The sequence below is a fragment of the Modestobacter italicus genome, assembly GCF_019799965.1.
Lineage (GTDB): Bacteria > Actinomycetota > Actinomycetes > Mycobacteriales > Geodermatophilaceae > Modestobacter > Modestobacter italicus_A.
On record NZ_JABGCJ010000001.1, the window covers coordinates 433,952 to 444,546 of the forward strand.

The following is a 10,595-nucleotide window of genomic DNA, read 5'->3' on the forward strand; positions in this document are numbered from 1 at the left end:
AGCAGGGTGCGACTGATGTGCGCGAGTCCGGCGACGTCCGGGAGCATGAGACCGCAGCACTGCCGACGCGTTTCTGCCGTGCTGCGGCGGGATCGCCCGGCATCCTCACTGTCGTGACGACGGCGAACGGCCCACGGCCCATCGGTCGCACGGAATGACGGAACCGATCACCGGGCCGCCCCGTCGGCGGGCACGTCCGGGCCTGGCGCTCGTGTTGCTGGCCGCGGTGCTGACAGTGGGCACGCTCGCGGTCGCGTGGGCACCGGCGATCGGAGATGGCCGCAGCCAGGTCTGCCTCGACCGCGGAGTGCCGTACGCACCGCCCTACGAGAGCTGGGGCGTCCAGGCCGCTGGATCCTGGCTTCCGCTGGGTGTCACCTGCACCTGGACCGACCCGACCACCGGCAACGTCATCCGTCAGGAACCGGCATGGACGCCGACCGTCCTGGCCGGGGTGACCTTCGTGTCCGGACTGGCGTGGGTGGCAGCCGTCGGCTGGCGCAGCCGCCGGCATCGAGTCACGGCCTGAGGGCTGAAGGACGCTGCGTCGCCTCGGCGGTGCCCTGACTCCGGCTACCGACTTGCGCCCGGGGAGACGCACCCTCGTCTTCGCTGGCCGCACGTCGGTGGGGCCAGGGATGCCGGCTGGTTGCCCCGACTCAGTGGACCGATGTCCCATGGCGACATGCACATCGAGGCGTTCGGCGACGACGTCAGCCTCAGCTCGTCGACCCGGCTGCCGGTGCGTTCGCGGCGGCTGTCGCAGAAGGTGCTGCTGATCCTCCTGTCCGGACGGATGCGGGTGCGAGACCGCGGCGGAGATCGACGTGACGTCACCGGGCCGACCTGGGTGGTGTGGTACCCCGGCGAGACGATCGAGTACGGCGTTCACGGTGAGACCGTGCACTGGGTCTTCGCGCAGCGGGCAGGCACTCCTCCAGCAGAGCTCCCTCGGCCCGGCTCACTGGTGCGGTTGCCCGCCGCACCGGGGCAGGGGTCCTCCGGCGAGCTGGCCACGCTGGTCCACCATCTGGACGACTCCCCTGGTCAGACGGGCACGACGTCCTTCGTCGCGGACGGGGTCGGCAGCGGGACCGGGGTGTACGTCCTGTCTGACGTCCAGGTCGTGGAGGAAGCGGACGATGACCTGAACGAGTGGACGTTCGACCCGGGTGGGCTCGACTATCCAGTTCGCCGTGGCGCGGACTGACTCGACGCGGTAGCCCGCTCGAGTGGCGGTACGGAAGGCCCCGAGGCACCCGGGGCCGCTATCTCCGACAGGGGCACCCCGACCAGGGGCTGCGCCGATCGAGTCGTACCGGACTCCCCCACCTAGAGCAACTCGTGCCGCCGCACTCAGCCCGCGCTGACCCGGGCCCGGACGTCGTCCGGCCAGGGCGTCGGACGACCGTCGCTCGTGGCCACGTAGGTGGTGCGCACGGTGCAGCAGACCCGCTCGCCCACCCGGACGGTGAACAGCAGCGTCAGGCTGGTGCGGCCCAGCCGGTCCAGCTCGGCGTCGACGGACACGGTGTCGCCGTACCGGGCCGAGGACACCCAGTCCAGCGCGGTGGCCTTGACGTAGTACTCGATCCCCCGGGCCGCCAGTGCGCCGTACGGCAGGCCGATCCCCGCCCACCAGGCATTGACCGCCTCGTCCGCCCAGGTCAGGTAGTGGGCGTTGAAGGCGACGCCCTGCTGGTCGCACTCGGCGAAACGGACGGGAGCACTCCAGACGTCGGGCACGAGGGGGCAGGCTACCCAGCGGCAGCTACCGTCGAGCAGTGACCGTCGACGCCGCCGCCCCTGCCGCTGCCGACCGAGCGGTGCTGGACGGCTACCGCGCCCCCAGCCAGCTGGTGCTGGACAAGGAGATCGACCGGATCGACCGGCACTGCGCGGCGTTCATCGGGCTCTCCCCCTTCGCCACGCTCTCCACGGCCAGCGCCGAGGGGTGGCCGGAGATCAGCCCCCGCGGCGGCGACCCGGGCTTCGTGCGGGTGCTCGACGAGCACCGCCTGGCGCTGCCCGACCGCACCGGCAACAACCGGGTCGACAGCCTGCGCAACCTGGCCGGGAACCCGCGGGTCGCGCTGCTGTTCTTCGTGCCCGGCGCCGAGGAGACGCTCAAGGTCTTCGGGACGACGTCGTTGGTCGGCCCGGACGACCTGGGCATCGACCTGACCGAGTTCGGCCGGGCGCCGCGCTCGGTGCTCGTCGTCCAGGTGCAGCGGGCCTACTTCCAGTGCGGCAAGGCGGTCATGCGCTCCGGCCTCTGGGACCCGGCCACGCACGTGGACCGCTCGACCATGACGCCGTTCGGCGAGGTGCTGCGCGAGCACTGCCGGCTGGACACCCCGCTGCCCGACGACGCGACGATCCGCGCGGAGCTCGCCCAGGAGCTATAGGGCCGGTCCCCCACTCTGGCGGGGATCCGCGCAGGACCTTGAACGGGTGGGCACTCGTGCCGGTCAACAGCGACCATCGACGTCACCATCCCCGCTGACGCATGGCCCGGCACGGCCGCGCTCGCGATCGGCCCGTGCTCTCCCGCTGCCACGGTCACGATCAACGCCACCGGAACGCCCGCGGCACCGCCGACCGGCGCAGGGTCCTGTGCGGCCGCCGGCCTACCGGGGGCGATCGACTAGCGACCTCACACCGACGAGCATCTATCGCCTGTCGAAGCTCGAACCGCCTGACCGACCGGGCCTCATCGGCGTCCTGTTGGCCTTGGCCGACCCCCTTGCCCGGACGGCGGCTCCAGCGGCGCGGGCGCCTGTGCTGCGGTCCAGCGTTTGTAATCGGCGGGCACCGGCAGATCGAACCGTGCGCACAGGGCGGACACGTCTGCCCAGTCATGATCGTCGACGGAGTAGCCGGTGTGGAATTGAACCAGCCACTCAGGGCTGATGCAGGACACTGACCGGCCGGCTACGGTGCCGCGGCCAGTCAAGGCGGCGACCGGGTACTGCTCACCAACCTCCGGCGGCCCATAGTTGCCATTCCCGTCGTCGTCCAGGACGACGACGTGGAAATCGATCCGGCGACCGGTGCGGGAGGCCAGTACGAAGTTCCAGGGACGTTCACGCTCACGGTCCACTCGCCGGTGACCATGTGCGACCAAGAGCTCCTCCAGTGCCTGCACATGGCGTTGCTCGACCACGACGTCCAGGTCGGAATGCGGTCGGGTCTGCCGCCCCAGTAGCGCGTCGACTCCCCAACCTCCATCCAGCCAGATCGTCGCCCCGACGCACGCCGCCAGCTCCAGAAATGCGAGGACATCCTCGGATTCGATTGACGGGTGCTCACCCTGCGCAGCTGTCCGACGCACGTCCGCAGTGTCTGAGCTCGTTCGACATCGAGCAAATCTCAGTTGTTACAGGTTTCCTGCGTTGGGGCCGATGACCGACGACCCACATCATCGAACTGACCGATACCCGACCGTCCACGGGCCGACGACGGGCAGTGGCACTTGGTGCTGCACGGCACTTGGCGCTGCACAACTAGCACGGGTGGGCTGCACATCCAGCTGACGCGGGATTCTCTGAGTTCCGCGTTCACTTGCCTTCGCTCCTCACCGACGGGAGCCACCCGCCAGGCGGGTCGGACGCCGCCCCACGCCAATAGGCTCAGGCCTCTGGGACCCGGCCACGCACGTGGACCGGTCGACGATGACGCCGTTCGGCGAGGTGCTGCGGGAGCACTGCCGGCTGGACACCCCGCTGCCCGACGACGCGACGATCCGCGCGGAGCTGGCCCAGGAGCTGTAGGCCCCCTCCCAGGGGCCCGCCGCCCCGTGCGGAGCGCGGGGTGGGGGGAGAGCTGGTCCTTCCTCAGCTGGTGCGGCGCTCCCGTTCGGCCTTGCGGTCGGCCACCGCGCGCTGGGCGAGCAGCCGCCGGCGCTCGTTGCGGCGGCGGCGCTCCGGCGTCCGGTAGCGGGCGTCCTCCACCAGCTGCCAGGCCGCCAGCGCGCTCGCCCGCACGACCGGCGACACCAAGGCCTCGGCCGGGTTGACCGGCTGCACTGTGGTCATCTCGACCCTCTCCCCCGTTGGCGGACCGGTGGGCGGGCCGCCGGTACGAGTGTGACCCTGCGACGGCCGGCTGAACCGCCGTTGTGACCGGTTCGTCCCCTGCCGCGCACCATCCGTCACCAGAATCACACGCGTGTCGTTCCGCTGGTGGCCGACCCGCGGGGTCGCTCGGCGGCGTCCGGCGTGTCCCGCGTGGGCGCGCCGTGAGGGTCATCGCCTAGCGTGCCGGGGGTGGCGGGCAGCAGCTGGCGCAGGGCACTGGGTCGACTGGCGGACGTCGTCCGTCCGAGCGGCACACGGAAGCCGGGCCGGGGTGCGCCGACCCCGCCGGTGACCTCGTGGGTGGGCGCCCCCGCCGACCTCGCACCGTGGACCGACGCGGCGCACGACGCCGGCGTCCCCGAGCGCGCTCCGCTCCCCCCGGCGGCACCGCCGCGCCGCGGTTCGGGCCAGGCCACCGAGTACACCGGCCCGGTCGAGCTGGGCTACGCCCCGCGGGACGACCAGCACCCCGACCCCGGCGAGATCGTCTGGGCCTGGGTGCCCTTCGAGGAGGGCGACGGCCGGGGCAAGGACCGCCCCGTGCTGGTCATCGGCCGGGACGGCGACGGGCTGCTCGGCCTGATGCTCAGCAGCAAGGACCACGACCTGGACGCCGCCGACGAGGCGCGGCACGGCCGGCACTGGGTCGACGTGGGCACCGGCGGCTGGGACCGGCAGGGCCGGCCGAGCGAGGTGCGGGTGGACCGGGTGCTGCGGATCGACCCGGCCGACGTCCGCCGGGAGGGCGCGGCCCTGGGGCGCCGGGAGTTCGACGCGGTCGCCGAGGGAGTGCGCCGCTTCCGGCGGTGACACCGGCCCCGGGGTCAGGCCTGCTGGTCGTCGTCCCGCGGGGTGCGCGCGCGCAGGTGGTAGACCCCGGCCGATCCGGTCAGCGCCTGAAGGTCGTACCGGTGCACGACCTTCGGCCCGCCGTGCAGGTGCACGTGGGTGATCGTCGGCAGCGGCTCACCGTGCCGGGCCTCGCGGATCTCCACCCGGCCGTCCAGCGGGCCGCCCACGAACAGCAGCACCGCGTCGTCCTCGGCCGGTGAGCCCACGGCGTCGGCGTCGGTCGTGGTCACGGCTTCCTCGGACAGCGGTCCTCCCTGGCTCGGCTGGCGCACCCGGACCAGGGTAGGCGCGTGACCCGCCCCGCGGGCCCACCGTCACCCCGCGCGCGGCCGCAGCAGCCGGGCCAGCAGTGGTGCGGTGAACAGCATCACGAACAGCCGCAGCACCTGGACGGCGAGCACGAAGGTGGCGTCTGCGCCGCTGCCGGTCGCGGTGGCCAGCACCGCGTAGAGGCCGCCCGGGGTGGTCGCCAGGTAGCCGTCGAGCAACGTCACCCCGGCGGTGCGGGAGAGCACGACGCCCAGCCCGGCGCAGGCGACGACCGCGGCCACGATCAGCAGCAGGGCCAGCGGGAGCGCCCGACCGACCAGCGCCAGGCTCGACCGGGTGAAGCCCAGGCCGACCTGCAGGCCGATGGCCAGGAACCCGGCCGCCTCCACCAGGTCCGGCACCGACGCCCCGTGCGCCAGGCCGGTCACGTCCAGCACCGCGGCCACCGCCAGCGGCCCGAGCAGTGCGCCGACCGGCAGCCGGCTCAGCCGGCCCAGCAGCAGCCCGAGGACGACGCAGACCACGGTGAACAGCAGGCCGGCGGGCCAGCCGGGGCCGTCGGCGGCCGGCGCCGTCCCCGCGCCGCCGGAGGCGCCGTAGACCGTGGTGGCCACGATCGGCATCGCGACGACGATGAGCAGCACCCGCAGGTACTGCAGGACGGCGACCACCTGCTCGTCGGCGCCCAGGTCGCGGGCCATCGCGGTGATGCCGGAGGCGCCGCCGGCGATCATCGCGAAGGCGCCGGTGACCGGGCTGATCCCCCGCTGCAGCCGCATCAGCTGGCCGGCGACCAGGCTGACGCCGAGGGTGGCGACGGTGACGCCCAGCACCGGCAGCCAGTGCTCGGCGACGGTACGCAGGGTGTCGGTCTGCACCAGCGCGCCGATCGAGACCCCGATGACCGCCTGCGCCGCGGTGCCGGCCCGCCCGGGCAGCGTGAGCGAGGTGCGGCCCAGCAGGGCCCGGCCGAGGCCCGCGACCAGGCCGCCGAACAGCGCGGCAGACGGGACGCCGAGCAGCTCGAACGCCCAGCTGACGCCGACCCCGACGGCGAGCACCGCGGCCCAGTCGAGCACCCGCCGCCGGTCCGCCACGTGCGCACTCTGCCCCAGCCGTCCCGACGTCGTCCGGGGGCTCGCTGCTCACGGCCGGGGACGGCGGCCCGCCGGGGGCCCGAGCCGGGCCGGCGGCCCCCTAGACGCCGGCGATGCGGCGGAGCTCGGCGACGTGCGCGTCGAACGCGACGCGACCGGCCTTGGTCAGCGCGAGGCTGGTGCGCTGCCGGGAGGCGATGGTCGACTTCCGGACCTGCACGTAGCCCGCCTCCTCCAGCTGCTTGACGTGCTTGGAGAGCACCGAGTCGCTCACCTGCACCGCGTCCCGGACGGCGGCGAACTCCATCGTGTCGACCACCGCCAGCAGCCCGCAGATCTGCAGCCGCGGTGGGGCGTGCACCACGGCGTCGAACCGCGGCTCGACGGCGGTCACCGGCCCGTCCGCAGGCCGGCGACGTAGATCCGGGTGACCCAGCGGGAGCTCAGGGCGACCCCGACCCCGAGCACCACGCCGACGGCGACCATCGCGCCGCGCACGTCGAGCAGGAACTCAGCCGCGGCGCCGATGGCCATGACACCGAGGTAGCCGACCAGCCACCAACGTGCCGCCCGGCGGACCCGGTCCTGGACCGGGCCGACCTCGCGGGCGTCCCACCAGACCCCGGTGATCCGCCGGTACGTGACCTCCAGAGCGCGCACCCCTGCCAGGAAGACCAGCAGCGCTGCGCCGATCACCCAGCCGCTGTGGGCGGAGTAGCTGCTGATGAACCCGGCGAAGAGGAGTCCCAGTGCGACGTCCCACCACCACGGCTGGACGATCCGCCCGGCGAGCGCCACCTGGTCCGCGCGCAGCGCCGCGAGCTGGGCGGCTGCCTGGTCGGGGTCGGCCACCGCCCCGTCCCCGAGGGGCGCGGACCCGGTCACTGCTGGCCCCGCAGCTCGGCGGCGTAGGCCCGGCTCCAGTGCCGGCCGAAGAGGGTGACCGCGATGCCGAGGACCGCGCCGGCCACGACCATCGCCCACCCCTGGCCGTACCCCTCGGCGAGCACCAGGGCTCCGATCAGCACCGGCAGGTAGATCGCGCACCACACCACCATGGACCGGCCGTCGATGTTCACCCAGACACCGGTGATCCGCTTGTAGGCGGAGACCATGACGCCGAGGCCGCCGAGGAAGACGACCAGCGCCGGGAACGTCACCCACAGCGAGTCGAAGGCATAGGAGGACAGGAAGCCGAACAGCAGCAGCCCCAGCGTGACGTCGTACCACCACGGCGGCACGACCCGGTCGGCCAGTGCGGCGCGGTCCGCCTGCAGCGCGGCCAGCTGGGCGGTGGCGGCGTCCCGGTCGATCCCCTTGCTTTCCATGGCGGAAAGAGTGGCGCATCACTTTCCAATCCGTCAAGAGACACGCCCCTGTCCTCACCCGGGGTGCCCGTGGTCTGATGACGCTCCAACTGCGACGGCAGTGGAGGAAGCCCGGTGCGACTCCGGCGCGGTCCCGCCACTGTGACCCGGTCCCGACCGGGGAGTCAGGAACTCCCGCCGTCGCTTCCTGCCACCTCCGGGCGTGGACACCCGGGGAGAGGACCTGTGGTCTCTTCATGACCTATCCCTTCGGCGCCGTCGTCGGCATGGACGACATGCGGCTGGCCCTGCTGCTCAACGCCGTCTCCCCCGCCGTCGGCGGCGTGCTGGTGCGCGGCGAGAAGGGCACGGCGAAGTCGACGACGGTGCGCGCCCTGGCCGCCGTCCTGCCCCCGGTCGACGTCGTCACCGGCTGCCGCTTCGCCTGTGACCCCGCGGCCCCCGACCCGGAGTGCCCGGACGGCCCGCACCCGTCCGACTCCCCGGCGGTCACCCGGCCGGCGAAACTGGTCGAGCTGCCGGTCGGCGCGTCGGAGGACCGGCTGGTCGGCTCGCTGGACCTGGAGCGCGCGCTCACCGAGGGCGTGAAGAGCTTCGAGCCCGGGCTGCTGGCCGGCGCGCACCGCGGCGTCCTCTACGTCGACGAGGTCAACCTGCTGCACGACCACCTGGTCGACCTGCTCCTGGACGCCGCCGCGCTGGGCCGGGCCTACGTGGAGCGCGAGGGCGTCTCCGTGCGGCATGCCGCCCGCTTCCTGCTGGTCGGCACCATGAACCCGGAGGAGGGCGAGCTCCGCCCCCAGCTGCTGGACCGGTTCGGCCTCACCGTGGAGGTCGCCGCCCCCCGGGACGCCGACCTGCGCGCCGAGGTGGTCCGCCGCCGGTTCGGCTACGACGCCGACCCGGCCGCCTTCGCCGCCGCCTGGGCGGACGAGGAGTCCGCGCTGGCCCGGCAGATCGCCGAGGCCCGCGCCCGGCTCCCCCGCGTCGTCCTCTCCGACGCCGCGCTGCGCCAGGTGACCAGCGTCTGCGCCGCCTTCGACGTGGACGGGCTGCGCGCCGACCTGGTCACCGCCCGCGCCGCGATCGCGCACGCCGCCTGGTGCGGCCGGGAGGAGGTGACCGAGGACGACGTCCGGGTCGCCGCCCGGCTCGCCCTCCCGCACCGCCGCCGGCGCAACCCCTTCGACGCCCCCGGCCTGGACGACGAGACCCTCGACCAGGCGCTGGAGGACTCCCGCCCCGACTCTCCGCCCGACGACGACCCCACCCCGCCCGAGGGCACCGACCCCACCGACGGCGGCCCCGACGACTCCCCCGACGGCCATGGTGGCCAACATGGCCGCTCGGACGACCCAGGCGACCAGTCGTCCGGCCAGGAGCCCGGCCAGGAGTCCGGCCATGTTGGCCAACATGGCCCTGAGGACGGCGGGGAGCAGGGGCCGACGACGGCGCCGCGGGGTGAGGGCGGCGGGCACACCGACGCTGCGCCCGCACCGGACAAGGCAGCCGTCACCCCCGACGCCCCGTTCCGGGTGCAGCGGCTGGAGGTGCCCGGCATCGGCGCGGGCGCGGCCGGCCGGCGCTCCCGGGCCCGCAGCGAACGCGGTCGGGTCGTGGGCTCGAAGCGACCCGAGGGCAGCGTCACCAAGCTGCACCTGGTGGACACCGTGCTCGCCGCGGCTCCGCACCAGCGGGCCCGTGGCCGCAGCGGCACCGGCCTGCGGGTCGAGCGCGCCGACCTGCGCCAGGCCACGCTGGAGGGCCGCGAGGGCAACCTCGTCCTCTTCGTCGTCGACGCGAGCGGCTCGATGGGCGCCCGCTCCCGGATGGCGGCGGTGAAGGGCGCCGTCCTCTCGCTGCTGATGGACGCCTACCAGCGCCGGGACAAGGTCGGGCTGATCACCTTCCGCGGCGGGGACGCCGAGCTGACCCTGCCGCCGACCTGGTCGGTGGAGGCGGCGGCCGCCCGGCTGACCAGCCTGCCCACCGGCGGCCGCACCCCGCTGGCCGCCGGGCTGTTGCGGGCGCACGAGACGCTGCGGCTGGAGCGGGTGCGCGACCCGCAGCGCCGTCCGCTGCTCGTCGTCGTCACCGACGGCCGGGCGACCGGCCCACGCGGTGGCGACCACCTCGCCGACGCCCGCCGCGCCGCCGGGCTGCTGGCCGCGGCCGGGACGGCGAGCATCGTCGTCGACTGCGAGTCCGGGCCGGTGCGGCTGGGCCTGGCCGCCTCGCTGGGCACCGCACTGGGCGCCCAGACCATGCGGCTGGAGGAGCTGGGCGCCGAGGCGCTGTCCGGCGTCGTCCGCTCGGTGCGAGAGGCCGCCTGACATGCCACAGGGACAGGTCGCGGTCGTACCGCAGGACGGGCTGAACACCCGGCAGCGCCGCAACCGGCCACTGCTGGCGGTGCACACCGGGGAGATGAAGGGCAAGTCCACCGCCGCCTTCGGGATGGCGATGCGGGCGTGGAACCAGGGCTGGTCGATCGCGGTCTACCAGTTCGTCAAGAGCGCCAAGTGGAAGGTCGGCGAGGAGAACGCGCTGACCGCGCTGGGCCGGCTGCACGCCGAGACCGGCGAGGGCGGCCCGGTGGTCTGGCACAAGATGGGCTCGGGCTGGTCGTGGTCGCGCAAGCACGGCGAGGAGACCGACCACGCCGCCGACGCCGTCGAGGGCTGGGCGCAGATCAAGCGCGACCTGGCCGCGGAGGCGCACCGCTTCTACGTGCTCGACGAGTTCACCTACCCGCTGAAGTGGGGCTGGGTCGAGGTCGAGGACGTCGTCGAGACCCTGACGAACCGCCCGGGCAGCCAGCACGTGGTCATCACCGGCCGCGACGCCCCGCCGGCACTCGTCGAGGCAGCCGACCTGGTCGTGGAGATGACCAAGGTCAAACACCCGATGGACGCCGGCCAGAAGGGCCAACGGGGGATCGAGTGGTGACCCGCCTCCCGGCGGCCATG

General features: G+C 73.8%; 14 protein-coding genes and 1 riboswitch. Of the genes, 6 read left to right on the forward strand and 8 right to left on the reverse strand.

The window, feature by feature from the left end; all coding sequences use genetic code 11:
* Positions 1 to 154 precede the first annotated feature (154 nt).
* On the forward strand, positions 155 to 529 hold the full coding sequence (locus tag HLA93_RS02185; RefSeq protein WP_222192602.1) for a hypothetical protein: 375 nt from the start codon (positions 155 to 157) through the stop codon (positions 527 to 529).
* A 141-nt stretch (positions 530 to 670) separates the two neighbouring features.
* The gene (locus HLA93_RS02190; RefSeq protein WP_222192604.1) at positions 671 to 1,210 is read left to right on the forward strand and encodes a hypothetical protein; all 540 of its coding nucleotides are present in this window, start codon (positions 671 to 673) and stop codon (positions 1,208 to 1,210) included.
* A gap of 146 nt (positions 1,211 to 1,356) precedes the next feature.
* On the opposite strand, the gene HLA93_RS02195 is transcribed toward HLA93_RS02190, so the two are convergent.
* Positions 1,357 to 1,746, reverse strand: coding sequence for an acyl-CoA thioesterase (locus HLA93_RS02195; RefSeq protein ID WP_222192606.1), 390 nt, complete (start codon positions 1,744 to 1,746; stop codon positions 1,357 to 1,359).
* A gap of 38 nt (positions 1,747 to 1,784) precedes the next feature.
* On the opposite strand from HLA93_RS02195, the gene HLA93_RS02200 reads away from it, so the two are divergent.
* Positions 1,785 to 2,408, forward strand: coding sequence for an MSMEG_1061 family FMN-dependent PPOX-type flavoprotein (locus HLA93_RS02200; protein ID WP_222192608.1), 624 nt, complete (start codon positions 1,785 to 1,787; stop codon positions 2,406 to 2,408).
* Between the two features lie 305 nt (positions 2,409 to 2,713).
* Here the strand turns inward: HLA93_RS02200 and HLA93_RS02205 are convergent, their stop codons facing one another.
* Both HLA93_RS02205 and HLA93_RS02210 read right to left on the reverse strand, forming a co-directional pair.
* Positions 2,714 to 3,334, reverse strand: coding sequence for a nucleotidyltransferase domain-containing protein (locus HLA93_RS02205; protein WP_222192609.1), 621 nt, complete (start codon positions 3,332 to 3,334; stop codon positions 2,714 to 2,716).
* A gap of 502 nt (positions 3,335 to 3,836) precedes the next feature.
* Positions 3,837 to 4,037 carry a hypothetical protein gene (locus HLA93_RS02210; protein ID WP_222192610.1) on the reverse strand — a complete coding sequence of 67 codons (201 nt, stop codon included), beginning with the start codon at positions 4,035 to 4,037 and terminating at the stop codon, positions 3,837 to 3,839.
* A 231-nt stretch (positions 4,038 to 4,268) separates the two neighbouring features.
* Here HLA93_RS02210 and HLA93_RS02215 point away from each other — a divergent pair, with 231 nt between their 5' ends.
* Entirely contained in the window at positions 4,269 to 4,889 is a 621-nt protein-coding gene (locus tag HLA93_RS02215) for a type II toxin-antitoxin system PemK/MazF family toxin (protein ID WP_222192611.1), read from the forward strand.
* Positions 4,890 to 4,903: 14 nt separating this feature from the next.
* On the opposite strand, the gene HLA93_RS02220 is transcribed toward HLA93_RS02215, so the two are convergent.
* From HLA93_RS02220 to HLA93_RS02240, 5 genes are all read right to left on the reverse strand, one after another.
* The gene (locus HLA93_RS02220; protein WP_308127901.1) at positions 4,904 to 5,203 is read right to left on the reverse strand and encodes a hypothetical protein; all 300 of its coding nucleotides are present in this window, start codon (positions 5,201 to 5,203) and stop codon (positions 4,904 to 4,906) included.
* 42 nt (positions 5,204 to 5,245) lie between these two features.
* Entirely contained in the window at positions 5,246 to 6,298 is a 1,053-nt protein-coding gene (locus HLA93_RS02225; RefSeq protein WP_222192613.1) for an AbrB family transcriptional regulator, read from the reverse strand.
* A gap of 100 nt (positions 6,299 to 6,398) precedes the next feature.
* On the reverse strand, positions 6,399 to 6,692 hold the full coding sequence (locus HLA93_RS02230) for a transcriptional regulator (RefSeq protein ID WP_222192614.1): 294 nt from the start codon (positions 6,690 to 6,692) through the stop codon (positions 6,399 to 6,401).
* Positions 6,689 to 7,150 (reverse strand): hypothetical protein, encoded by a 462-nt coding sequence (locus HLA93_RS02235; protein ID WP_222192616.1) that lies wholly within the window; start codon positions 7,148 to 7,150, stop codon positions 6,689 to 6,691. Before HLA93_RS02235 ends, HLA93_RS02230 begins: the two co-directional genes overlap by 4 nt.
* Positions 7,151 to 7,179: 29 nt before the next feature.
* On the reverse strand, positions 7,180 to 7,626 hold the full coding sequence (locus tag HLA93_RS02240) for a hypothetical protein (RefSeq protein WP_222192617.1): 447 nt from the start codon (positions 7,624 to 7,626) through the stop codon (positions 7,180 to 7,182).
* Between the two features lie 78 nt (positions 7,627 to 7,704).
* Positions 7,705 to 7,816, forward strand: a riboswitch (adenosylcobalamin (AdoCbl) riboswitch).
* A 46-nt stretch (positions 7,817 to 7,862) separates the two neighbouring features.
* Here HLA93_RS02240 and HLA93_RS02245 point away from each other — a divergent pair.
* Positions 7,863 to 9,959 carry a putative cobaltochelatase gene (locus tag HLA93_RS02245; protein ID WP_222192618.1) on the forward strand — a complete coding sequence of 699 codons (2,097 nt, stop codon included), beginning with the start codon at positions 7,863 to 7,865 and terminating at the stop codon, positions 9,957 to 9,959.
* Position 9,960: 1 nt separating this feature from the next.
* Positions 9,961 to 10,575 (forward strand): cob(I)yrinic acid a,c-diamide adenosyltransferase, encoded by a 615-nt coding sequence (gene cobO, locus HLA93_RS02250; protein WP_222192619.1) that lies wholly within the window; start codon positions 9,961 to 9,963, stop codon positions 10,573 to 10,575.
* Positions 10,576 to 10,595: the final 20 nt, after the last annotated feature.